Origin of the sequence: Cryptosporangium phraense (genome assembly GCF_006912135.1) — a bacterium.
Taxonomy (GTDB): domain Bacteria; phylum Actinomycetota; class Actinomycetes; order Mycobacteriales; family Cryptosporangiaceae; genus Cryptosporangium; species Cryptosporangium phraense.
Genome location: NZ_VIRS01000060.1, coordinates 1 through 22,857 on the forward strand (window position 1 = coordinate 1; position 22,857 = coordinate 22,857).

Genomic DNA, 22,857 nt, shown 5'->3' on the forward strand with positions numbered 1-22,857 from the left:
CAGCCGCTCATATCGTCCAGCCTCCTGAAGTCTTCGGGGCCGTTCCCCGTGTGCCTTCAGCTTGCGGGGAATCCCCGCCCCGCTCGATCAGACGCACGACGGCCGAAGCGTTCGCTTCGCAACACATGGCACTTCGCACGCGGCCCTCGTGTATGACGGCCCAGCCTGCGTCGGCTGGGCCCACTACGGAACCCCGCCGGGCTCCCCCGCATCACACGGAAACCGCCTTCGAGAGGGCTCCCGCCGCGGCCGACTGGCGCATCACCTGCTTCGTCGTCGCCAATGCCCACCGCCGGCGCGGTCTCGCTTCCGCCGCACTAAGGCCTGACTCGTAACCACGGGTGGTGGTCGTTGGGTGCTGCGTGGTGTTGTCGGCGTCGCGGACCGAATTGATTCCGGTCTTCACCGGCCTGTCTGAACGGCAGTTCCGGCGTCTGGTCACGACGGTCGCGCGGCGCCGCACGAATCTGACGATGCGCCGAGTCGCGCCAGCCTGTTCGGGATCAAACAGGCCGCCGTGCACCGCATCGTCGACCGCCTCGCGCCGTTCCTCACCCTGGCCCCAGTCGTGCGCCGGTACTCACCCGAGACGGTCCTCATCATCGACGGCCCTGATCCCGGTCCGCGACCAGGCCCTCACCGCACGGTCGAAGAACTACCGGAACTGGGTCAACGTGCAGGTCGTCATCGACGCCGACACTCAACTGCTGATTGCTGTCGGTGACCCGAAACCGGGCAAACGCAACGACTGCACCGTCTACGAAGACTCCGACGCCGCCTGGACGACCCGCGGCGCGACCGTCATCGCCGACGGCGCCTACCGCGGACCCCGCGCCACCGGCGCAGCCCACGCCGCCCGCGGAATCGCATACATGCACAACCTCACCGCGACAGTCTGAGCACCGAACCGGGGGCAGGCCTTAGCAGGTGCGTTGCACCAAATAGCGACTAACGGAGCACGGCGAGTCGTTCCCCAAGGCCATCGACGGCCGGAGGGCCTCCGGAGCTTCCTGCACAACAAGACCGTCGCGCGCTCTTCGAGCGCCTCGGATCCACCCACATCCGACCGGCTGATTGAACTTTGAACCTTTTTCCTCGTCGTGCCACATATGACGACGTTGAGCAAGCAGGTGAAGATCTTCCGGCCCGGCGACCCCAATTACGAGCAAGCCCGCGGGGCCCAGCGGAGACCCGCGGCGATCGCGTTCCCGCGGTCGCCGGCTGAAGCTGCCGCCGTCATCCGACGAGCCAGAGCCGAAGGGTGGAGGGTCACCTCGGAGCTGCCGGAAGGGGACCTCAGCGACACCGTCCTCGTGCAGACCGACTACCTGAGCGCATTCGACTTCAATCGGCGGGTGGCCCGGCTCGGCGCGGGGGCGACCTGGGGGCCGCTGGTCGACGCGCTCGGGGAGCGAGGGCTCGCGGTGCTGCACGGCGCGGCGCGCAGCCGGGTGGTCGGGCACGCGTTGAGGGGTGGGCTCGGGTGGTACGGGCGGGCGCTCGGGTTGGCGAGCTCGACCGTGGCGGCGGTGGAGTTGGTGACCGCGGACGGGGAACTGGTCCGCACGGACGAGGACCACGAGGTGGCGCTGTTCTGGGCGTTGCGTGGTGGGGGCGGGGACAACTTCGGCCTGGTCACGGCGGTGGAGCTGCGGCTGGAGTGGATCCGGACGGTCTACGCGGGAATGCTCGCGTGGGACCTGCGGGACGCGGAGCGGGTGCTGCCTCGGTGGGCCGACTGGGCGTCCGCCGCGCCGGACGCGGTGACCACGGTCTATCGCCAGATCCGGCGGCGAGACCTGGTGGTGGTCGATGGGGCGGTCCTGGCTGAGGACCGGGAGGCCGAGGCGATGCTGGCCGGGCTGCGGGCGCTGCGACCGAAGGTCGATACGTTCGGCCGCGTCGCGGCCGGCTCGCTGGGTGATTGGCCTGCGTCGACCTCGGACCGGTGTGCGCTCCGGTCCGACGTTCCTCTGGACGGCTCCGCCGTCGAGGTGTGGCAACTGGGCGGGGCGCTCGGACGGTCTGCGGTGGGGGCCGGGGCGTTGGACCGCCTGGACGGGCGGTTCCTGGTGTCGGGGGACGTCGGCGGGCGGACGTACCTGCCGTTCGTGCGGGAGCGGGTCGACCCGGCCAGCGGGTTCGCGGCGGAGGTGTGGCCGTTGCTGCAGCAGATCCGGCGGCGGGTCGACCCGGACGGGGTCTTCCGCGCCGTGCACGAGATTCCCGTCTAGGCCCGACGCCGACCGGTGACCGTGCTGCGAGGGAGGCGGCCGGCTCGGGAGTGGCCGGTCATCGTGTCGCCGGCGACCCGGACGTCGAACTGCAGGTTGAGGCGGATCGGCTTGGTGATCGCCTGCCGCCAGGCGACGGCGTCGCCGTCATACCGCCACCGGTTCGCGGCCGACGTTGCGCCAGACGGTGCCCCGCCGTTCGTACTCGAAGAGCTTCTCGACGGCGTGAGCCAGGCGCGGACCGTACTCGCGCTCGAGGATATGGAGTCCCAGGTCGAGCCCGGTCGTGACCCCACCGGCGCTGATCAGGTCGCCGTCGTCGACTACCCGGGCCGGGACCGGGTGCACGCCGGTGGCTTCCAGGACGTCCATGCCCAGGACGTGGGTGACCGCGTGGCGGCCCTCGATCAGGCCGGCCATGGCGAGCGCCAGCGAGCCGCCGCACTGGGTCGCGATCGTGACGTCCGGATGGGCGAGGGCCTCGCGGAGCAGGGGCGCGGCCTTCGTCTGGCCGAAGTGGGCGAGGAGGACGGGGAGCGCGTCGATGGTCGGGCCGCTGACGCCGGGGACCACGACGTAGCCGGGGCGGGTCGGGTCGAGGACGGCGGTCGCGGTGAGGGCCAGGCTCCGGGTTCCGCTGACGATCGGGCCTGGGCCGTCGGCGGAGACGAGTTCGACGGTGAGGTCGTGGCCGCCGAGGAGGTCGGCGCCGGCCGCGAGGACCTCGAACGGGGCGATGACGTCCAGCGGGTCGAAGTTGTCGTAGAGAACGAATTGGGCGTGCATGTGGTCATCGTGCTGGGGGTTCGGGGGTTGGCCCAGTGGCGGGATCGACATGTTGCGCCGGGTTCTCGCCAGCAGAGGCTAGGGAGGTGCCGAGAAGGTCGGCGCGACGCTCATGGACATCGCGCCGGGGTTGCCGGCGACCGACAACTTCCAGCACTGGCCGCCGTGGCGGACGCTCGTCGTCGAGACCGCTCGGCGGGTGCTGGAGTACACCGGCGGGACGCTGCGCTACCTCGAGGCCTACGCCGAGGCCGGGCTGGCCTGGTTGCACGAGGACGGCGAGGTCGTCGACACGACGTTCCGGTCGCCGGGGGAGGTGGCTCGGAAGATCGGCGGCTCTCACCCGGCGAACGCGCTGACCGCCGGAATCACGTAACCAGGGACGGGAACCGGGCGCGGGGAGGGCGCGTCGAAGGGCCATGGGTCGGTTCGTGGTCGGGGTGCTGGTGTTCGTGTTGGCGGGGTGTGCGGGCGCACCGTCCGAGGCAGCTCCGAAGACCTCGGTGGCCCCCACGACCGCGCCGAATCCGACGCTGGTGGGGCACCGGTGGTGGGTCGTCGGGACGAGGACGGGGGGTGTACGGGCCTGGGTGCGGTTCCACGACCGCTCGGTGGTGGCATCCGCCGGGTGCAACACGCTCGTCGCCGACGTGCGGTACGAAGCCTCCGCGCTGCGGTTCAGCAACGTCAGGATCCCCGCGCCGATCCCGTGTCCGTCGGACTCCAGCGCGGCCCTGCAGTCGATCGCCAAGGCCTTCGACGGCCGGACCGTCTACACGCTCTCCTGGCCGACGCTACGAATTGACCACTCACTAGTACTGACCGGACGCTAGGCCGGCTCGACCCGGAGCGTCGCTTCCCGGGTGCGCGGATGCGTGGCCGGCCCGCCGGCATTCCCGTACTTGGCCCGATAAGCCTCGTCGATCGCGTCGAGAGGTCCGTCGTACAGCCCGAACGTCACGTCGCGCTCCAGCGTCCCGGTGCGGATCCGCCCGCGGGGCTGGGCCACCGCGAGCCGGAACCAGGCGGACTCCCGTCCGCGGTAGGCCCGAACGTAGAGCCGCCCGTCGACGACGACCATGCCCACCTCGGCGCGGGCGCCCCCCAAGTATCCAGAGCCGGCGATGACGTGCAGCATCGGCGCAACGGCGAGGATGGCGGCTTCCACAGGCGTCCACGTCACGGCCCCCACCTTGCCCGTAATACGCTTCCGGCACGTGGCCTTCGACTACACGACGATCCCGACCAAGCGCTCCGCCGCCGGGATCCTCTTCACCCGCGACACCACGCGCGACCACGGCGAACTCCTCCTCGTCGAACCGACCTACAAGCCCGACTGGGAGATCCCCGGCGGCGCCGTCGAACGCGACGAATCCCCCCGAGCCGCCGCCCGCCGCGAGACCCACGAGGAGCTCGGCCTGACCGTCGAGCCCGGCCGCCTCCTCGTCGTCGACTGGTCCCCGGCCCGAGGCGCCCGCACCGAAGGCTTCATGTTCATCTTCGACGGCCCCGACCTGGACCCCGACCAGATCCGCCTCCAACCCGAAGAACTCCGCAGCCTCGCCTGGTGCACCCCGGACGAATCAGACACCCGCACCGCGCCCCCACTCGCCCGCCGAATCCGCTCCGCCCTCGTCGCCCGGAAGACCGGAGAAACCCTCTACCTCGAAGACGGCAACCCCACCCTCGGATAGTTGCTGTCACCACGGACAGCCAGCGACAATCACGCCATGATCGGGCGCGAGAACGAACTCCGCGCTGTCGATCGCCTGATCCAGCAGCTCCCCGACAGCGGCGGCGCGCTCGTCGTCCGCGGAGACGCCGGCCTCGGCAAATCCACGCTCCTCGCCGAAGCGACCAGCCTGGCCGCGTCCTCCGACGTCAGAATCCTGCGCGCCACCGGCGTGGAGTCGGCCACCCAGGTGGCGTTCGCCGGCCTGGAGCAGCTGCTCCGCCCGATCCGGGACCGGATCGGCGCGCTGGCGCCGCCGCAGCGCGCCGCGCTGCACTCGGCGTTCGGTCAGACCGACGCCCCGGTCCCGGACCTGTTCCTGATCGCGCTCGCGACGCTGAACCTGATCGCGGACGCCGCCGCCGACGTCCCGATCCTGATCGTGGTCGAGGACGGGCAGTGGCTCGATCGCGCGACCGCGGACGTGATCGCGTTCATCGCCCGGCGCCTCGACTTCGAGCCGATCGCGCTGATCGGCGCGGCCCGCACCGACTACCCCGAGGCCCTCGCCGCGGTCCCGGCCCTGGAGCTGGCCCCGCTGACCGAACCGGCCGCCGCCACGCTGCTCGACTCCCGCTTCCCCGACCTCCCGCCCGCGGTCCGCCGCCGGGTCCTCGACGAAGCCGCGGGCAACCCGTTGGCGCTGGTCGAGCTCCCGGCCGGGCTCGTCGACGCCGGAACGACGTTCCTTCCGCTGTCCGAGCGCCTCGAACGCGCCTTCGGCGCCCGGACCGTCGGCCTGCCCGACCCGACGCTCCTCCTCCTGCTCATCGCCGCCGTCGACGACGGGGACTCGCTGTCGGAGATCCTCGCCGCCGGTGGCGACCGAACCGTCGACGACCTCGCACCCGCCGTCGCGGCCGGCCTCGTCGAACTCCCGGGCGGACGCTTACGCTTCCGGCATCCGCTCGTCCGGTCGGCGATCGTCCAGCAGGCGACGACGGGCCAGCGCCACCGCGCCCACGCCGCACTGGCCGAGACCCTGGCCACCCAGACCGACCGCCGGGCCTGGCACCGCGGCGAGTCGGTCGTCGGCCCCGACGACGACATCGCCGCCGAACTGGACGCGGCCGGCACCCGGGCTCTGCGCCGGGGCGGGGTCGAGACCGCGGTCGCCACGTTCGAACGGGCCGCCCAGCTCAGCGCCGACCCGTCGCTACGGGCCGATCGCCTGCTCAAGGCGGCCGACCTGGCGACCGAGCTCGGCCAGCGCGAGGCCTGCGTCCGGCTCCTGGACCAGGCCGAAGCGCTCGACCTGAACCGGTCCCAACGGACCCTCGCCGCCTGGGCCCGGGACGCGTTCGACGACGGGATCCACGACCTGGTGGCGAACGTCCGCCGCCAGGCGGACCTGGCCGAGCGCATCGCCGCGGACGGCGATACCGACCTGGCGCTCAAGCTCCTCTACCGCGCGGCGATCCGCTGTTTCTTCGTCGAGCCGGGCGACGACGCGCGCGCCCGGATCGCGGACGCGGCCCTGACGATCACGACCGACCCGATCGACCGGCGGCTGCTGGCGATCCTCGGGCACGCGTCCCCGATCGAGCACGGCCGGTTGGTCCAGGAGCGGCTGCCACAGGCGATCGAGCAGGTCGGCGGCGACCCGGTCGCGGCCCGCCTGGTCGGGGTGACGGCCAGTGCGGTCGGCGCGTTCGACGTCGGGCTCGCGCTGATGACGACCGCGGTCGCCGGGCTTCGCGCACAGGGCCGGTTGGCCCTGCTGGCCCGGGCGACGAGCGTCCACTGCTGGTGCGCGCTGCAGCTGATGGACCTGGGAGCGGCGATCACCAGCGCGCAGGAGGCCGTGCGGCTGGCCCGCGAGACGTCGCAGCCGAGCATCGCGCTGCTGGCCCGCTCGCTGGAGTCGCAGATCGCGGCGCTGCGCGGTGACGACGACACCGCCGAGCAGATCGCGGCCGAGGTGGAGCGGGAGGCGGTGCCGGGTGGGGTACGGCCGGCGCTGTCGATGACCCAGATCGCCCGCGGCCTGTCCGCGCTCGGCGTCGGCCGCTACTCGGACGCGTTCGAGCACCTGCGGCGCGTCTTCGACCCCGCTGATCCGGCGTACCACCTCGTCAACAAGTTCTCGTACCTGGGCGACGTCGTCGAAGCGGGTCTGCGCAGCGGGTACCGCGACGAGGCGCAGCGGTTGCTGACCGAGATGGAGGCGATCGGCCTCCGGACCCCGTCGCCCACGCTGCACATCAACCTCCGCTTCGCCCGCGCGCTGATGGCCGCGGAATCCGAGGCCGAGGAGCTTTTCGGCACGGCGCTGCGCGCCGATCTGGCCCGGTGGCCGTTCGCCCGCGCCCGGGTGCAGCTCGCCTACGGCGAGTGGCTCCGGCGCCACCGACGTCCGGCCGACGCCCGTCCGCACCTCCGCGCCGCGCGCGAGACGTTCGACGCGCTGGGAGTGATCGGCTGGGGTGACCGGGCGCGGTCGGAGCTCCGGGCCTCGGGCGAGGCCAGCCGCGGGCGGGTCGCGCAGGCCAGCGAGCTGCTGACCCCGCAGGAGCTGCAGATCGCCCAGATGGCGGCCGACGGGCTCACCAACCGCGAGATCGGGCAGAAGCTCTACCTCTCGCACCGCACGATCAGCACGCACCTCCACCGGATCTACCCGAAGCTGGGCGTGACCTCGCGCGGGGCGCTGCGAGCCGCGCTGCCCGGCACCGTCACATGACGTACGCGACGATCCGCGGGCCGTCCCTAATGTTCGAGCCATGCTGCACGGACGAGCGGAGGAACGTCAGCTGCTGGCCGCGTTCGTCGAGCGGATCCGGGACGGCTCCAGCACCGCGCTCGTCCTCGTCGGCGAGGCCGGCGTCGGCAAGACCCGGCTGCTCGACAGCGTGGCCGACGCCGACGGCGTCCGGATCGCCCGCACCTGCGGCGCGGAGTCGGAGACCCACCTCGGCTACGCCGGTCTGCACCGGCTGCTGCGGCCGCACCTGGACCGCCTCGACCGGCTCCCGGCGCCCCAGCGCTCCGCGCTGTCGACCGCGTTCGGCCTGGTCACCGGCTCGCCACCGGACCTCTTCCTGGTCGGCCTGGCCGCGCTGACCCTGCTGGCCGACGTCGCGGCCGACGCACCCCTCATCTGCCTGGTCGACGACGCTCAGTGGCTGGACCCCGAGTCCCTGGCCGCGCTGGCCTTCGTGGGCCGACGTCTCAACGCCGACGGGATCGGGCTGCTCGTCGGCGCCCGGGAGGATCTCGCGGCGCTCCGCGGGCTCGAGACCCACACGATGGCGGGCCTATCCCTGGACGCCGCTCGGGAACTGGTCGCCTCGGCGGTTCGCGGCCGGCTCGACCCGGAGGTAGCGGATCGGATCGTGGCCGAGACCGGGGGCAATCCGCTCGCGCTGATCGAGGTGACCGCCGCGCTCTCGGCCGAGCAGCTCGCGGGCGGAGCCGGGCTGCCCGACCACCTCCCGATCGGACGACGGCTGGAAGCGCACTTCGTCGGCCGGGTCCTCGGGCTGCCGGCGGACACCCGGCTGCTGCTGCTCCTGGTCGCGGCCGCCCCGATCGACGACCAGGCGCTGCTCTGGCGGGCCGCGTCCGGGCTCGGGTTGCCGCCGACGGCGCTCGACGCGGCGGACTCGGCCGGGATCGTGACGCCCGGGCACGCGGCCGGCGCGGTGACGCCGGGGCACTCGATCCGGCACCCGCTGATCCGCTCGGCCGTGTACGGGGCCGCGCCGCCGGCCGATCGGCGCGCGGTGCACGCGGCCCTCGGCGCGGCCATCGACCCGGTGCGCGATCCGGATCGGCGGGCCTGGCACCTGGCCGAGTCGGTCGTCGGACTGGACGACACGATCGCCGACGAGCTCGAGCAGGCGTCCGAGACCGCGCGCGGCCGCGGCGGTTACGCGGCCCAGGCCGTATTCCTGTCCCGGTCGGCCGAGCTGACCTCGGACGTCGAGCGCCGGTCGTCGCGGTTCCTGGCCGCGATCCGGCCGTACCTGATCGTGGCCGACATCGCGGCGGCCTCGCACCGCCTGGATCAGGCCGCGCCGGGGCTCACCCAGCCGGCCCTGGCCGTGTCGGCGCAGCGCGCCCGGGCTGCGATCGAGTGGTACTCGACCAGCGTCCCGTCGCACGTACCGGCGACCCTGCTCGACGCGCTGGCGTCGTTCGGACCGCTGGACGACGAGACGACCAGGGCCATGCTCTGGGAAGCGATGACCGCCGGGCTCCTCTCCGGGAAGTACACCGCGGGCGTCACGGTGCTCGACATCGCCCGGGCCGCGAAGAACGCTCCGCCGGCCCGCCCGGTCGCCCGGGCAATGGCCGATCTGCTCATGGACGCCTACGCGGTCCGCATCGCCGACGGGTACGCGTCGGCGGTGCCGCTGCTGCGCGCCGCGATCGCGACGATGAGCAGCACGGACCTGGCCGACAGCGCCGATCCGCTCGCGTCGGTCGGTACCTGGGCCGCTCAGGACCTGTGGGACGAGCAGGGTCTCGGCGTCGTCCTCGCCCGGATGGACGCGCTCGACCGCAGGCAAGGTGCGCTCCTTTCGCTCTACGCCGTGCTCACGACGATGGCGGCCTGGAAGACGCTGACCGGGCGGCTCAGCGAGGCGGAGGCCGACCACGACGAAGCCGTCGAGATCGGGCGGGCGACCGGGATGCCGCCCACGCTCGACGTAGCCCGGGTCGAGTTGCTGGCCTGGCAGGGCCACGAAGAGGCGACGCGGGCCGCGGTCGAGTCGAACGTGCAGGTGTGGGGCGGCCAGTTCGGGTACGGCTCGCGGGAGACCCACGCGCTCTACGCGCTGGTGATCCTCGAGCTAAGCCTCGGCCGGTACCCCGAAGCGCTGGTCGCCGCGAAGCGCCTGTTCGCCGAGGACGTCATCGGCGAGGGCAACCGGGTGCTGGCCGACGCCGTCGAGGCCGCGGTGCGGGCCGACGACCGTCCGTTCGCGGAGCGGGTGCTCGGGCGGCTGGCCGAGCGGGCGTCGGCCAGCGGCACGCCCTGGGCCCTCGGCTCGCTGGCCCGCGCCCGCGCGCTGCTGTCGGACGACGCCGAGGGGGCCTTCAAGGAGGCCGTCGACCAGCTGAGCCGCACGTCGGTGCGGACCGATCTAGCCCGTACCCATTTGCTCTACGGTGAATGGCTGCGCAGGCACGGTCGCCGCACCGATGCCCGCGACCAGCTGCGCACCGCGCACGGGATGTTCGCCGATATGGGAGCGACCGCGTTCGCCGGCCGGGCCGAGCTCGAACTGCGCGCCACCGGCGAATCCCTGCGCCGACGCAGCGCTCGGCCGGACGTCGGACTGACCCCGCAGGAGTTGCAGGTGGCGCGCCTCGCCATCGACGGGGCGACCAACGCGGAGATCGCGACGCGGCTGTTCGTGACCGCCTCGACCGTCGAGTACCACCTGAACAAGGTCTTCCGGAAGCTCGGGATCACGTCCCGGCGGCAGCTGGCTGGGGTGCTCCGCTGAGACCCTGGGGTCTTTCCTGGACGCGAGCCGGGGTCGCCCGCTGGTGGGGTGAGCTCATGACCCAAGTTCTCTTCATCCACGGGCTCTGGCTGCACGCCGACTCGTGGTCCACCTGGATCGATTTCTTCAGATCGGCCGGCTACGACGCCTCGGCCCCGGGCTGGCCCGGCGACCCGGACACGGTCGACGAGGCCCGGGCGAACCCGGAGAGCATCGCCGACCACGGCATCGACGACGTCGTCGACCACTACGCGAAGCTGATCGCCGAGCTGCCGGCCAAGCCGATCCTGATCGGGCACTCGTTCGGCGGGATGATCGCGCAGAAGCTGCTCGGCCAGGACCTGGCCGTCGCCGCGGTCGCGATCGACGCGGCCCAGATCAAGGGCGTGCTGCCGCTGCCGCTGTCGGCGCTGCGGTCGACGCTGCCGGTGTTCAAGAACCCGGCGAACAAGCACCGGGCGGTGTCGCTGACCGCGGAGCAGTTCCGCTACGCGTTCGGCAACGCGGTTCCTCCTTCGGAATCCGACGAGTTGTACGAGAAGTGGGCCATTCCCGCCCCCGGTAAGCCGCTCTTCGAGGCGGCCACCGCGAACTTCGACCCGCACTCGCCGGCCGCGGTGAACGTCCGCAACGAGATGCGTGGCCCGTTGCTGCTGATCATGGGCGGCAAGGACCACACCGTCCCCGAGGCCGTCACCCGGGCGACGCTGAAGCAGTACCGGCATTCGGACGCGGTCACCGACATCCTCGAGTTCCCCGACCGCGCGCACTCGCTGACGATCGACTCCGGCTGGCGGGACGTGGCGACGGCGTCCCTCGACTGGCTGCGCAAGCAGGGGCTGTGAACCTCCACCTGTACGGCAAGACCGCGGTCGTGACCGGGGCGAGCAAGGGCATCGGGCTCGCCATCGCGCAGGCGCTCGTCGGCGAGGGCGCCAACGTCGTCACCGGCTCCCGGCAGGTCTCGTCCGAGCTCAAGGACCTGGCCGACGGCGCCGCGGTCCACCCCGTCGCGGTGGATCTGACGACGCCGGAGGGGCCGGCGGCCCTGGTCGACGCGGCCGTCACCACCTACGGCGCCCTCGACATCCTGGTCAACAACGTCGGCGGAGTCCGGCCGCGGCCGGACGGGTTCCTGTCGGTCACCGACGACGAGTGGGCCGCGTCGTTCACGATCAACTTCCTCTCCGCGGTCCGCACCACCCGGGCCGCGCTGCCGCACCTGCTCGAGCGGGGTGCGGGGTCGATCGTGACCGTCTGCTCGGTGAACGCGACGCTGCCGGACCCGCTGGTCATCGACTACAGCGCGGCCAAGGGCGCGCTGCTGAACTTCTCGAAGTCGCTGTCCAAAGAGGTCGGTGGACGCGGGATCCGGGTGAACACGATCAGCCCGGGACCGGTGAGCACCGATCTGTGGCTCGGAGCCGACGGAGTCGCGTCGGTGCTGAGCCAGGCGAACTCGCGCAGTCCTTCCGAGATCGCGGCTTCGGCCGCCGCCGGCTCGGTCACCGGGCGTTTCACCGCGCCCGCGGAAGTGGCCGCGCTGGTGCTGCTCCTGACCAGCGACCGCGCCGAGAACGTGACCGGCGCGGATTTCCTCATCGACGGTGGCCTGACCACCAGCCTGTAGAGAGGTTCGAATGACCGACCAGTTCTGGTTCCTCGGCGGCAAGGCCCGGATCCTGATCCCGGGCGAGGCCACGCACGGAGCGATCAGCGTCATGGAGTTCGCCGACACCGAGAAGCACGCCCCGCCGCTGCACATCCACGACAACGAGGACGAGATCTGGACCGTGCTCGACGGCGAGATCAGCTTCTTCGTCGGCGACGACCGGTACGACCTGGAGCCGGGCAACGTGGCGCTCGGCCCGCGCGGGGTGCCGCACGCGTACCTGGTGCGGTCTCCACTGGCCCGGATGGCTGTTTCGTTCGCCCCGGCCGGGCTGGAGAAGTGGTTCTCCGGGAACAGCTCGCCGGTGATCACCGGCGACGACGTTCCGGCTCCGTTCGACATCGGCTCGATCGTCGCGGCGGCCGAGGCGTATCAGCTGCGCGTGGCCGGCCCGCCGCCGGTTTCTTAGGCCTTCCGCGCGCGCTCCCGTCGTTCGGCCAGTTCCTGGACGGCCGACGGGAGCGTCGTCTCGAAGTCGATCAGCTTCACCCAGGTCGGCATCACCACGATCCGCACCATGCCGTCGTAGAGCGACCGGACCTCCTTCTCCCACTCCACCCGCTGCTCGGCGGTGATCGCGTAAGTGCCGTTCATCTGCAGGAACTCGTCCGGGATGTCGTCGGTCTCGTCGAGCGTCGCGTGGCCGCGGATCAGCAGGATCTTCGGCGGGTGCACCTCGGTGTCGATCGTCAGCGCGACCGCCGGGTTGGCTCGGAGGGACGCCAGTTTCGGTGCGTTCTTCGACGTGCACATGACGATCTCGGACCCGTTCCACGTGAAGCCGATCGGGACGTTGCGCGGAAAGCCGTCGCGCCCGACGTAGGCCAGCCGGGTGATGTCGCGGGCCAGCAGCTCCTGGCTGTACGGGCGGTCGAGGATCTCGGTGATCTCGTTCGGTGTCATGCCCCGGGGACGGAGCTCGTCTCCTACTTTCGACATCGTGCCGAACTTTTTCTCGTTCCAGTTCAAGCTCGTGGTGCTGGAGCAGATCTCCGGGCTGGAGATCCCGTCGCCGGGTGACGCTTACAGCTATGGGGCGTACGAGCCGGTTCCGGCGGTCGAGCGGTATCTCCGGGAGTACTGGCCGTCCGCTTCACAACTGGCCGGTGTGACGTCGCTGGTCTTCGACGGTGGGCTGGCGATCTACGGGGCGCTGACGCCGGGCTGGGACGGCGAGTCCGACGAGCTCGATGTGCTCGATCTGCGCGACCTGGCGCTGCTGCCCGGTCTCTCCGAGGTACTGGTGATCTCGATGATTCCGGATTGGGTGGACGTGGCCCCGCTGCTCGCGTTGCCTCGGCTCCGGCGGGTGTTCTGGCGCCGCATCGCCCGGGATTCGGCCCTGGCCGGCGCGCTGCCGGGCGTCCAGATAGAGGGTTAGGTGCGCCGCAGGACCGAGACCACCTTGCCGAGGATGACGGCGCGGTCGCCGTCGATGTCGGAGTAGGCCGCGTTCCGCGGCTCCAGCACCACGTGCCCGGCGCGCCGCCGGAAGACCTTCACCGTCGCCTCGTCGTCGATCATCGCCGCGACGATCTCGCCGTTGTAGGCCTCCGGCTGTTGTTTGACGACGACGATGTCGCCGTCGCAGATCGCCGCGTCGATCATCGAGTCACCGCGGACCCGCAGGCCGAACAGCGTGCCCCGGCCGACCAGGTCCTGCGGCAGCGACAGCACCTCGTCCGAGGTCTCCTGGGCCGGGATCGGCGCACCGGCCGCGATGTCGCCGAGGACCGGAACCGTAGTGGTCGGGGGCTTTTTCTCGAAGAACATGCGGACGTCGACCGGCCGGGTGGCGCGGCCGCGGCGGAGTAAGCCGAGGTCCTCGAGGTTACGGAGGTGGCGGCTGACCGTGGAGGGGGCCAGGCGTAGCGCGTCGGCTATTTCTTTGGTGGAGGGCGAGTAGCCGTGGCGCCGGGCCGACTCCTGGATCACGCCCAGGATCTGCCGTTGCCGCTGGTTCACGCCGTAGTCGTCCACCGGGGAACTGTCTCACAGCCGCTCATGTCGTCCAGCCTCCGTGAAGTTCGTGTTCCTGCGCATCGCGACAGCTCGAACGTCCGCTTCGGAACAGTGAGGCGGCGGCGAGGAGCGCGAGCGCGCCGGCCGTCACCAACTGGACGCGGTAGTCGACGACGGCGACCAGGCCCGCGCCGAGCAGCACGGCGAGGCCGGTGGGAGCGAACATCGCGGTGTTCGCGGTCGCCGCGACGCGGCCCAGCAAGTCGGTCGGAGTCGCGCGCTGCAGCGCGGTGAGCGCAGCGAGCAGCGGGCAGACCAACCCCAGCCCGATCAAGAGGCTGCCGCCGAGGACGACCGGCAACCAGGGCGTGGCCCTGGCGAGCGCCCCGGCCGCGAACAAGGCGAGACCGGCCGCCGCGTACGCGGGTTCGGACTTGCGGCGCATCAGGGCGCCGGCCGCCAGTCCGCTGACGATCGAGCCGAGTCCCTGCAACGCGAGGAGGACACCGGCGAGCGTCGGCGCCCGATGGAGACCGACGTCGAGCATCGCGTAGGTGGCCGTGCTGCTGAGGCTGGACGCGATCATGGCCGCCGCCCCGGCGAGGATCAGCCGTCGGAGGAGCGGGTGGTTTTTCAGGTAGCGGATGCCTTCGGCGGTGTCGCGCAGCCAGGTGCCGTCGACGCGGGCGACCGGTGGGGCCTCCCGGACCTTCAGTGACCGGAATGCGATCGCGGCCAGCGCGAACGTGACCGCGTCCAGCGCCGCGACGGCCGGCCCTCCGAGCGCGGCGAACAACCCGGCCCCAGCCAGCGGCGCAACGAGCTTCATGCTCTCGATCGCCGTCCGGACCAGACCGTTGAAGTCCCCGCGAAGCGCGTCCGGGATCGCCGCAGTGATCAGCGCGGTCTCCGCCGCGTCACTCAGGACGGTCCCCACTCCGACCAGGGTGAGCACAGCGAACAGCAACCAGACGCGGGCTGCGGAGTCGAGAAGCAGCAGCGTAGCCATGAGTGCGGCGAGCACGAGGTGGGTGGCCACCAAGAGCGGCCGCCGACGGACCCGGTCGGCGGCCACTCCGATGACCGGGCCGGCGAGGGTCGGCAGCCAGACACAAAGGCTCACCAGCGCAGCCAGGCTGTTGGAGTCGGTCAGAGTCTTGACCCAGATCCCAGCGGCCAGGGCCATCGCCGAGTCGCCGAAGCCGGAGACCAGGACCCCGCCGAGGTAGAGCCCGGCGTTCCGGTCGCGCAACACGGTCAGCGTGGTCCACGCCATGGCGTGCAACCTACTCCCAATCACATGATTGGGAGTAGGTTCCACGGATGACCGATCCCGTACTTCGCGCGCTAGCCCACCCGCTACGGCTTCGGATGCTCAATCTGGCCTGGCCCAGCCCGATGTCGGCGGCCGAACTGGCCCGCGAGCTGGGCATCTCGCACGCGCTGGCCAGCCAGCACCTACGCCGCCTGATCGCGGCCGAACTCGTCGAACTGGCCGAGGAACGCAACCACCGCGGTGGCCGGGAACGGCGCTACCGAACCGTCCGGGGCACGCCGCTGTCCGACCAGGGCGACGACGGTGCACTGCTCGCGCAGGCCTTGGCCGGAACGCTCCGCGAACGCGCGGCCCGGAGGGCGCCGGACAGCCCTGGAGTGACGGTTGACGGGGAACTTTGGGTGACGCCGGAGGCTTGGGCGGATGCCCGACGAAAGCTGGTCGAGATCGCCGAGGGGCTGCACGCGGCGGCGCAGCCACCGAGGTCAGCCGGCACGGTCGCTGTTGGGGTGACGGTCATGGCCTTCCCGCTGAGGTCGTGACCGGTGGCGGTAACTGTTGCGAGGCGAACGTTCCGTTCGCAGCGGCGCCGATCGAGCGTCGCGGCGGTCCCGAGAAGCTGAAGGCGCGCGGGGAACACACCCCAGCAACTTCACGGAGGCTGGACGACATGAGCGGCTGCTACAGCGGCAGCTCAAAAAATGTTCTAAACCGGTAAAGACCCTGGATGGCAAGCGCGGAAGCGTAAGGCACTACATAGCGTGACGGGTGGTGGTCGGCCGCGCCGCCCCCCACCCACGCACCGCCCAGCGACGCGGCCCGGTCGAATACAGCGTCAAGCCACTGACATGGACGGCTTCGCCGACTCATTGCCGAGGCGGCAACAGGTCCAGCGGCACACCGCGCCGTGGCCGTCAGGCCCGGTCGAACTCGCTGGACTTGAGCCCGCTGAGAAACGTCCGCCACGCGCTGGCAGGCAGCGCCAACGACAGAGCAGACCGGTTCTTCGTGTCGCGAATCGCGACCCACCCGCCGAGCTCGCCGCGCTCGCCCGCAACTTCGACGCACTCGCTGTTCGCGCCACCGCTATAGGACGACTTGTGCCAGCGGGCGCCGGTCAGGTCGATCATGGCCGTGAGTCTCCTGTCCGCGTTGCCGATGCTCAATCCAGTGCCGCCGCGAGAGCAGCGATCCGTTCGCGCGAGTCCGACGCCGAAAGTGCGGAGGTCCGCCCGTGTTCGACCATCCGAGCATAGATCACGACGTCCGAAGGCTCTTCCAGGTGCAGCGCCCCGGCGTGATTCTCCAGATACACCACTCCGGGGTCGGTGGGATCGCGGAACGAGAACAGCACGATCGGCCCTCCGCTGAGCACCGGATGCCCGCCCGCTGAAAACGGCACCACCTGCAAAGTCACGTTCGGTCGCTCCGACACTGCCACCAGATGACGGAGTTGATCGCGCATCACGGCTTGGCTTCCCATCACCCGATGCAGCACCGATTCGTCCAGTACAGCCCAGACCTCTACGGCCCCGGCGCGGCGCGTGAGGACAGCCTGTCGTTTCATGCGCGTAGTGAGCTGACGTTCGATTTCGGCGGGATCGTTAAGGCCAAGGAAGGCGGTCATGACTGCGCGGGCGTAGTCCTCGGTCTGGAGCAGTCCCAGAATCAGGGTCGGGCACCAAGCGTCGATCCGCTGCGCTTCGTCCTCCAGCGACAGCAACGTCGTGAACCACGGGGCAGCCGGACTGCCGACCGCGCCCCACCACCCCTTGGACGCCTTCGTGGTCTCCTCGGCCAAGTCTGCGAGGTCCGCAGTCAGCTCAGGGGATGCGCCGTAGCCGGCACACAGCGCACGCACCTCCAGCGGTCGAATCTTCGCTACCTGCCCGGCCTCCATCCGGTAGAGCGCCGACCCGGACTTGCCGAGTAGCTGCATCGCCGCCTCATCAAGCGACAGGCGCGCCTCGACCCGTAATCGGGTCAGTTCTCGCAGGAGACGCCGACGCCCCCGGCCCCGTGCTACTCCGCCGCTGATGGTCACCCGCTGACCTCCTACGTCCGGTCGTTTGCTTGCGTTCCGAACGCAGACCGTGCGCAAGATCCGGAAACGGTGGCGAGCGTTCAGAATCTCAATTTTCGCACCATTGCGATTCGTTTTCCAGCGGTTCAGGCTCCTCTGTAGACAGAGTCGCCGCTCGCGGGCGTACGCGTCGGCGCCAGTTCGTCTGCGCTGTGGAGGTCCTGATGACGGATACCGACGTAGTCGCTGAGCGTCTACTAAGTGCGGTCCTCGCGGCGCTCGATCGCGAACCCGGCCCCCGGCTCTTCGAGCCACCACCGCCTCTGCCGAAGCGAATCCCAGGCAAGGCGCTCGCTGAGCAGCAGGCGTGGCCGCCCAGCGCTCGACGGGCACCGGCCTCCGAGGCACCGCAGTGACACCGCCTCTGATGCTCCGCGTCCCGGCCTCTTCTTGGCTCTTCGAGGTGCTGAATCTCCAGATCCAGGTGGGTTACCTCGCAGCCGAGGCCGACCTGCCCTCGGAGGCTGACCTGGCCAAGCAGTACGGAGTGACCAGCGATGCCGTGCACGAGGCCCTGAAAGCACTGGCGCTCATGGAGAAGGTCCGCCAGTTTCCAGGTGGCTGGAGCGTGGGGAACCGAACGGAATTCGAGCCACCGAGAGTCCGCACTCAAATCGCCCGGGACCTGGTCCGGCGATTACGGACGGGCGAATGGTCCTACGGCGACCGCATGCTGTCCGAGACAGAAGTCATGGCCGCCTACGACGTGACACGAGGCACCGCACGACAGGCTTATCAGCGGCTTGCCGCCGCACAGCTTGTCGAGATCCGGCACGGCCAAGGCGCCTTCTGCAAGGTGAAGCCTTCCTAGCACAATCGATGGCCGGTCCCCGTCACGCAGGGACCGGCCTCTTTGCTGTCTTGTGCACTAGCGGTGGGCTTCGCCTCTGAGCCCACCCTCGATCGTGTCGTCCGCGCCCGCGTCGCCGGGTGCGTTCCCGATGAGGCCGCCATCGCCGTAAGTCAACGTGCCGTCTGCCGGATCGAATCCCGGCCGGTAGGCAACCACGATCCGATGGACGCACCACCGGTCGCCGTCGCGTTGGAGCTGGAATTGCCAGTCCTGATCGAGGCCGGACCAGAAGTCGAAGCCGTTGTCACCTCGCGGGTAGAAGTCTGTCGTTGACGACAGACGAACGCTGGCCGTGCTGCCGGACTGTGCGTATTCGAGGTCTTCGAACGCGATCGAGACCACCCACTTGTCCGACGGCCATCCGGCGTTTTGGCGCTTGGTCTCCCTGGCGATCACGTTCTGGACGTGACCTCGGTCGTCGCGACAGACGGAGTCGCGCCATGAGCCGGATCCGATCGGGTCGGGGTAGGTATCGAAGGCGTCCCACCACCAGGCCATCACCCGCAAGTCTGGCCGATCGGGTTCGGTGTCGGGTTGCATCAGGTCGGCCGCGAAGCCGAGCGCGGCAAGGATGATCGCGACTACCAGCCCGAGGACTCCGAGCTTCACTTTCAGCGTCCGGCGATCCGACCGATGATCGCTGTCCCCGACGGCGTCGGGGTCGTGGTCCGCCGAGTGGTCGGTGCCGGGGTCGTCCGGGGTGGGCTCGTCGTCGGCGTGGAAGCGTGGGCGCAGCGTCGGCCCATCAGCCGTGAACAGCGGATCGCTACTGGTGCGGCGGGGTCCGAACATGACATGGTCCTTTCTCCTGTCTGCGGAATTGCGCGGTGAGGTCACCGCGGTTTGGTGGTCGCTGCGCCGGCCACGCCGTTGCCCGTGGAAGAGGCGTGCCGGACGTGCGTATGCGGCGTCACCGGCCCAGCGACGGCGCCCGGCTTACGGCCCGGTGGGGGCCGGGGCGTACCTCAGGCACATGCGGTCGATGTCGGAGTCCGAGGTGTAACCGGCCCTGACCCTCATGGGGGTGGCTCGGTTGTCGCCGTGGACGTAGCCGATACCGGCGCCCGTGTACTCGTCGGCGGGGATCAGGTGGGCGTGTGCGCCCCGGGCGGTGGCGCCGCCGCCGAGCACGAGGTCGGCCTGTCCGGCCTCATCGACCCGCAGCACGATGCGCGTGGTGAACAGTTGCCGCATCGGCACGATTTCTTTGCGCGGGTCCTGGACGGCGGCCATGACCGAGACCGACAGCGACCGGCCTTGCGTGAGGATCAGCCCCAACGCCCGGTTGAACCGGTCGATCAGGTCTTTGGTCATGTAGACCGTGCACGCCGCCAACTCATCAATGTTCAGCAGGACGTAGGGGTCGCCCGACACCGGCACGTGGGTTCGTGCGCCCCCGGCCATCGCCGCCCGCCGGGTGGCGACCAGCGCGGCGGCTTTCTCGACCAGATCCACGATCTCCTCGGGACTGGTGGCGTACTCCTTGAACAGCCACCGACCTTTGGCGAACTCGACGGCCTTCGGGTCGACCGTCCACACCTCCGCCGCCCCGGCACGGATCGCCGGGCAGAGGGCGCGGATCACCGCCCACTGGACGGAGCCCTTGCCGCCGCCGGTCGCCGCCCCGATGAACAGGTGCCGACCGAGGAGACGTTCACGCCACTGGTGGCCGTCTTCGCGCATCCCCAGCAACACGGACTTAAAGTTGGTCACCGCCGGGATCGGCGGCGCCGCAAGCGGCGTCCGCAGCGGGTCGGTGATGTAGGCGCGGAGCCGGACCGTGCCCCGCTTCGGCGAGTCCCCGGCGACGTGGTGCACACCCCACGCTTCGGCGAACGTCTCGCAGTGGGCGATGAAGTCGGCCGGTGACTGCCCGTCCAGGACATTCACGACCACGGTCCAGCCGTTGTCGTCGTCCGCGAGCGTCCACCGGCCCCGGGGGTACTGCACCGTCAACCGGCTCAGGCCGTGCCCGTCCCGGAAAACCAAGCCCAGCCGGAACACCAGACGCGGCCAGGAATTGAACTGAAAATGCCACATCCACACGCGGCGCGGAATCATCACCGATATCCGGTGACCCCACAAGCGCCAGACCAGCGCCCACACTCGGGCGCGCATTCGCCACAACATCCAGAGAAGAACCCATGCCACCGAAAGGGCCACCGCAGCGGCGGGCCGGGTGAACAACACACCCAGCCACGCCACCGCGCACACCAGCCACACGCCGAACTTGAGCAGAGCCCAAAGAAAGCGCAAGGGGCCGTGCTGACCGATTAGGTAGCCCAGCAGTAAAACCACTGCCGGAGCGATCCGCGAGGACCGGCGGGAACCGGGACGGCCCTTTTAGCTCGCCTGCTTCGCCGGACCCCGACCGGAGATCGGAGCGGTCGGAGCGCCGTTCTCGTCCACGCTCGGCCCGCCGATCACCTCCGCCGAATCGGCCCGCCACGAGATCCCCGACCGGCCGTCGAACTCATACGAGTTCGCGCGCAGGTTCTCCGCCGACAGCGGCGCCGAGACCGTCAGCCCCACGCCATCGGGCACGGTGACCTCGATCAACTGCGGCTTGGCGCTCGGTTGGATGAGCACCATCGGCACCCGGTAGAGCTTCGCCCCGGTGTCCCGGTCGGTCATGATCTCCGTGCGCGACCCCCGCACGTAACGCGGCTCGGCCTTCCCCGCGCACAACAGAATCGCATTGGTCAGGTTGACGCTGAACTCGGCCATTGTCCGTTCCTCTTTCCGGAACCACGACGCGGCCCGCTGCCGCATCTGTCGCGACGATTCCGGCCCCCCGCTCACGCCCGAGCGGTGAATCGACACCAGATACACGTGACCCACATCGAAGAAGGTTCACGTGAATTCACGATTTCTCTCCGTATTCATCCAGCTAGATCGAGGTGACGCCGAGTCAATATGGACAGTCGACACTAGACGGTTTGAGCTGACAACCAAGAACCGCGAGCCGGATATTTGTTCATCCCGAAACACGTTCACGGGCGGTATACGGCGTTACGGTAATAGGTCACCGACCGTGTATCTGTTACGCGGCGTCTGGTCCCTCGATTATCTCTGCTTCCTCACGTCCCAGCCGTCGCGCGGTCTCGCGATCGGCCCGGGTCTGCTCGGCCAGCCACCGGCCCGCCGCATCCAATCCTGTGCGTGACAACCGAAGCGCAGGAATGCTCACCGTCTGTTCCGGCACACCATTCGGCGCCAGCCGATCCGCTCCCACCCTGGCGGCCTGCTCACGCCGGTAGTCCATCCTCGCCGTGTGCAGCGCGGCCAGCGTCGCGGAGTACCCGCGCGAGCGAGTGGCGACCGGACCCCGGTAGCCGTACTGATGCGCCCGCCGCCGCAGCTTCCAGCCCGCCAGCTCCGGGAGACCACCCAGGCGCCACGCGACCCCGACCAGAGCCCGCACATGCCCCGGCACCCGCAACAGCCCGATCTCCCCCGGAGCGCCGACCGGCCGCTCCAGGCCGGGTGCGATGTCCTTGGTGACGTACTTCGCCAGATACGACGCCAGCCGCCGTTCCTCCGCGTCATCCGCCCCCGCCGGAATCGGATGCGCCTCAACCTGATCGCCGAACCGCAGCACCCAGCCACCCACGCCCGGCACATCGATCTCCACCGCGACGCGCCTTGCCGCCCCGACGACCGCTGCCGCCAGTAGCTCCGGGGTGACCCACTCCGGAGGGGGCGCGTCCGGGTCGCTGCCCGAGTCCGCCCGCACGATCGCGTGCAGGTGCACTGCGCCCCGGGCTTGCATCTCCGCGACCCGCGTGGACTCCACCTTCACCGCCGCCCGGACCGCCGCCGCCGGACGATCCGACAGCCGGCCGATTTCCCGGCCCGTCTGCACACTCCACCGATTCCACAACGCGCCCGCGTGGGAGTTCCACAGCACCAGCCCCGGCCAGTCATAACAGGCCACGCACAACGGCGCCCCGACCACCGGGTCGGCCTCCGGATGCCGGACACCGCACCACGCCGGTTCGCCGTGCTCGCACACCGGCCACCCGCGACGAGCACGACACGCCACCGCACGCCCGTCCGACCGCAACCGCCGAGAATGAACCGCACCGAACGACGGCGCCGTCAGCGTCAAGAACACCCTCGGATGCGACCGCACCCCCGCCGCACGACCCTTGCCGCCCACCAGCCCGGCGAACGCCAGCCACCACGTGTCGCCGCGCCAGCGATGCGCACATGACGGGCAGACACTCGCGTGCCGCGAACCGCACGCCACCAGCAGCCCGCCCACCCGTCCAGAACCCGTGTCGTACTCGCCGACCAACTCACCGGTTGCCGTAGAGAAGGACCGCACCGTCCCGGCCAGCCGCACCGGCCGCGCGCACCCACCCACTGCCGCGAGCTGCTCGGCCAACTCCGGCAGTGCACCGGCCCGGCCCCAGAGCGTCAGCCCTGACCAGACATCCCACGACAGTCCGGCCGCCGCCAGCTCTGCTCCCCAATCCCGTTGCCCGCTCACGCCCGACCTCCACGCGCGCTGAAGCCACCGCGCCGACCAGCGCCGACGCCGCAGGCTTGATTAGACGTTCCTTACAGTTCTCAAGGGCGGCCTCCGGCCGCCGCTGGCCTTTCCGCCGCCGCACCCACGGGCCGGGCCTGCGGCGCGCCCGCATCGGGCCTGCCGCTCGCTGACGCGGCGGCACGGCCCGGCAGGCACACCACCCCGGACCCGGGCAGCAGCGGAAGTCGCTCAGCCTCAGCCGTCAGAGGCGAAGTCTTCCCAGTGCTTTATCCGACCGGCTTTCATGCACAATGGCCCACTAA

24 protein-coding genes and 1 pseudogene are annotated in these 22,857 nt (G+C 70.5%); 13 read left to right on the forward strand and 12 right to left on the reverse strand.

Annotated features, from left to right (window positions below):
* The first annotated feature begins 362 nt into the window (after window positions 1-362).
* Window positions 363-899: a transposase gene (locus tag FL583_RS38610; RefSeq protein WP_142709883.1), complete on the forward strand. Its 537-nt coding sequence runs from the start codon at window positions 363-365 to the stop codon at window positions 897-899.
* A gap of 210 nt (window positions 900-1,109) precedes the next feature.
* The gene (locus FL583_RS38615; protein ID WP_142709884.1) at window positions 1,110-2,234 is read left to right on the forward strand and encodes an FAD-binding oxidoreductase; all 1,125 of its coding nucleotides are present in this window, start codon (window positions 1,110-1,112) and stop codon (window positions 2,232-2,234) included.
* Here the strand turns inward: FL583_RS38615 and FL583_RS43320 are convergent.
* Both FL583_RS43320 and FL583_RS38620 read right to left on the reverse strand, forming a co-directional pair.
* On the reverse strand, window positions 2,231-2,497 hold the full coding sequence (locus FL583_RS43320; protein ID WP_420843240.1) for a hypothetical protein: 267 nt from the start codon (window positions 2,495-2,497) through the stop codon (window positions 2,231-2,233). The genes FL583_RS38615 and FL583_RS43320 overlap by 4 nt on opposite strands.
* On the reverse strand, window positions 2,382-3,020 hold the full coding sequence (locus FL583_RS38620) for a DJ-1/PfpI family protein (RefSeq protein WP_142709885.1): 639 nt from the start codon (window positions 3,018-3,020) through the stop codon (window positions 2,382-2,384). Before FL583_RS38620 ends, FL583_RS43320 begins: the two co-directional genes overlap by 116 nt.
* Window positions 3,021-3,108: 88 nt before the next feature.
* Between FL583_RS38620 and FL583_RS38625 the strand changes: the two are divergent.
* Together FL583_RS38625 and FL583_RS38630 are read left to right on the forward strand one after the other, a co-directional pair.
* A pseudogene (locus tag FL583_RS38625) lies at window positions 3,109-3,396 on the forward strand (ATP-binding protein); the annotation flags it as partial.
* A 43-nt stretch (window positions 3,397-3,439) separates the two neighbouring features.
* A complete protein-coding gene (locus tag FL583_RS38630) occupies window positions 3,440-3,853 on the forward strand; it encodes an META domain-containing protein (protein ID WP_142709886.1) in 414 nt (137 codons plus the stop codon).
* Here FL583_RS38630 and FL583_RS38635 read toward each other — a convergent pair.
* Window positions 3,850-4,203, reverse strand: coding sequence for a DUF2255 family protein (locus FL583_RS38635; protein WP_142709887.1), 354 nt, complete (start codon window positions 4,201-4,203; stop codon window positions 3,850-3,852). The genes FL583_RS38630 and FL583_RS38635 overlap by 4 nt on opposite strands.
* 34 nt (window positions 4,204-4,237) lie before the next feature.
* Here FL583_RS38635 and FL583_RS38640 point away from each other — a divergent pair, with 34 nt between their 5' ends.
* Genes FL583_RS38640 through FL583_RS38665 form a run of 6 tightly spaced genes read left to right on the forward strand, consistent with a single transcriptional unit; the run spans window position 4,238 to window position 12,292 of the window.
* The gene (locus FL583_RS38640) at window positions 4,238-4,714 is read left to right on the forward strand and encodes an NUDIX domain-containing protein (RefSeq protein ID WP_205752841.1); all 477 of its coding nucleotides are present in this window, start codon (window positions 4,238-4,240) and stop codon (window positions 4,712-4,714) included.
* Window positions 4,715-4,750: 36 nt separating this feature from the next.
* Window positions 4,751-7,435: an ATP-binding protein gene (locus FL583_RS38645; protein WP_142709889.1), complete on the forward strand. Its 2,685-nt coding sequence runs from the start codon at window positions 4,751-4,753 to the stop codon at window positions 7,433-7,435.
* Window positions 7,436-7,475: 40 nt separating this feature from the next.
* Entirely contained in the window at window positions 7,476-10,211 is a 2,736-nt protein-coding gene (locus tag FL583_RS38650) for a helix-turn-helix transcriptional regulator (protein WP_142709890.1), read from the forward strand.
* A 56-nt stretch (window positions 10,212-10,267) separates the two neighbouring features.
* The gene (locus FL583_RS38655) at window positions 10,268-11,056 is read left to right on the forward strand and encodes an alpha/beta hydrolase (protein ID WP_142709891.1); all 789 of its coding nucleotides are present in this window, start codon (window positions 10,268-10,270) and stop codon (window positions 11,054-11,056) included.
* Window positions 11,053-11,841 carry an SDR family NAD(P)-dependent oxidoreductase gene (locus tag FL583_RS38660; protein WP_142709892.1) on the forward strand — a complete coding sequence of 263 codons (789 nt, stop codon included), beginning with the start codon at window positions 11,053-11,055 and terminating at the stop codon, window positions 11,839-11,841. The genes FL583_RS38655 and FL583_RS38660 overlap by 4 nt, the downstream gene beginning before the upstream one ends.
* A gap of 10 nt (window positions 11,842-11,851) precedes the next feature.
* Window positions 11,852-12,292, forward strand: coding sequence for a cupin domain-containing protein (locus FL583_RS38665; protein WP_142709893.1), 441 nt, complete (start codon window positions 11,852-11,854; stop codon window positions 12,290-12,292).
* On the opposite strand, the gene FL583_RS38670 is transcribed toward FL583_RS38665, so the two are convergent.
* Window positions 12,289-12,786 (reverse strand): pyridoxamine 5'-phosphate oxidase family protein, encoded by a 498-nt coding sequence (locus FL583_RS38670; protein ID WP_142709905.1) that lies wholly within the window; start codon window positions 12,784-12,786, stop codon window positions 12,289-12,291. The two genes, FL583_RS38665 and FL583_RS38670, sit on opposite strands and share 4 nt — an antisense overlap.
* A gap of 37 nt (window positions 12,787-12,823) precedes the next feature.
* On the opposite strand from FL583_RS38670, the gene FL583_RS38675 reads away from it, so the two are divergent.
* Window positions 12,824-13,264, forward strand: coding sequence for a DUF6892 domain-containing protein (locus FL583_RS38675; protein WP_142709894.1), 441 nt, complete (start codon window positions 12,824-12,826; stop codon window positions 13,262-13,264).
* On the opposite strand, the gene lexA is transcribed toward FL583_RS38675, so the two are convergent.
* Both lexA and FL583_RS38685 read right to left on the reverse strand, forming a co-directional pair.
* Window positions 13,261-13,863 (reverse strand): transcriptional repressor LexA, encoded by a 603-nt coding sequence (gene lexA / locus FL583_RS38680; RefSeq protein WP_142709895.1) that lies wholly within the window; start codon window positions 13,861-13,863, stop codon window positions 13,261-13,263. The two genes, FL583_RS38675 and lexA, sit on opposite strands and share 4 nt — an antisense overlap.
* A gap of 22 nt (window positions 13,864-13,885) precedes the next feature.
* A complete protein-coding gene (locus FL583_RS38685) occupies window positions 13,886-15,121 on the reverse strand; it encodes an MFS transporter (RefSeq protein WP_142709896.1) in 1,236 nt (411 codons plus the stop codon).
* Window positions 15,122-15,168: 47 nt separating this feature from the next.
* Here FL583_RS38685 and FL583_RS38690 point away from each other — a divergent pair, with 47 nt between their 5' ends.
* Complete coding sequence (locus tag FL583_RS38690) at window positions 15,169-15,663, forward strand: ArsR/SmtB family transcription factor (RefSeq protein ID WP_142709897.1); 495 nt, start codon at window positions 15,169-15,171, stop codon at window positions 15,661-15,663.
* A 372-nt stretch (window positions 15,664-16,035) separates the two neighbouring features.
* On the opposite strand, the gene FL583_RS38695 is transcribed toward FL583_RS38690, so the two are convergent.
* Window positions 16,036-16,251, reverse strand: coding sequence for a DUF397 domain-containing protein (locus FL583_RS38695; RefSeq protein WP_142709898.1), 216 nt, complete (start codon window positions 16,249-16,251; stop codon window positions 16,036-16,038).
* A 32-nt stretch (window positions 16,252-16,283) separates the two neighbouring features.
* On the reverse strand, window positions 16,284-17,165 hold the full coding sequence (locus tag FL583_RS38700; RefSeq protein WP_170324101.1) for a helix-turn-helix domain-containing protein: 882 nt from the start codon (window positions 17,163-17,165) through the stop codon (window positions 16,284-16,286).
* A 442-nt stretch (window positions 17,166-17,607) separates the two neighbouring features.
* Between FL583_RS38700 and FL583_RS38705 the strand changes: the two genes are divergently transcribed.
* Entirely contained in the window at window positions 17,608-18,015 is a 408-nt protein-coding gene (locus tag FL583_RS38705) for a GntR family transcriptional regulator (RefSeq protein ID WP_205752842.1), read from the forward strand.
* A 57-nt stretch (window positions 18,016-18,072) separates the two neighbouring features.
* On the opposite strand, the gene FL583_RS38710 is transcribed toward FL583_RS38705, so the two are convergent.
* From FL583_RS38710 to FL583_RS38725, 4 genes are all read right to left on the reverse strand, one after another.
* The gene (locus FL583_RS38710) at window positions 18,073-18,849 is read right to left on the reverse strand and encodes a hypothetical protein (RefSeq protein ID WP_142709901.1); all 777 of its coding nucleotides are present in this window, start codon (window positions 18,847-18,849) and stop codon (window positions 18,073-18,075) included.
* Window positions 18,850-18,993: 144 nt separating this feature from the next.
* Window positions 18,994-20,355 carry a hypothetical protein gene (locus FL583_RS38715; RefSeq protein WP_142709902.1) on the reverse strand — a complete coding sequence of 454 codons (1,362 nt, stop codon included), beginning with the start codon at window positions 20,353-20,355 and terminating at the stop codon, window positions 18,994-18,996.
* A gap of 45 nt (window positions 20,356-20,400) precedes the next feature.
* Window positions 20,401-20,784 carry a hypothetical protein gene (locus FL583_RS38720; protein ID WP_142709903.1) on the reverse strand — a complete coding sequence of 128 codons (384 nt, stop codon included), beginning with the start codon at window positions 20,782-20,784 and terminating at the stop codon, window positions 20,401-20,403.
* 316 nt (window positions 20,785-21,100) lie between these two features.
* Window positions 21,101-22,552, reverse strand: coding sequence for a replication initiator (locus tag FL583_RS38725; protein ID WP_142709904.1), 1,452 nt, complete (start codon window positions 22,550-22,552; stop codon window positions 21,101-21,103).
* Window positions 22,553-22,857: the final 305 nt, after the last annotated feature.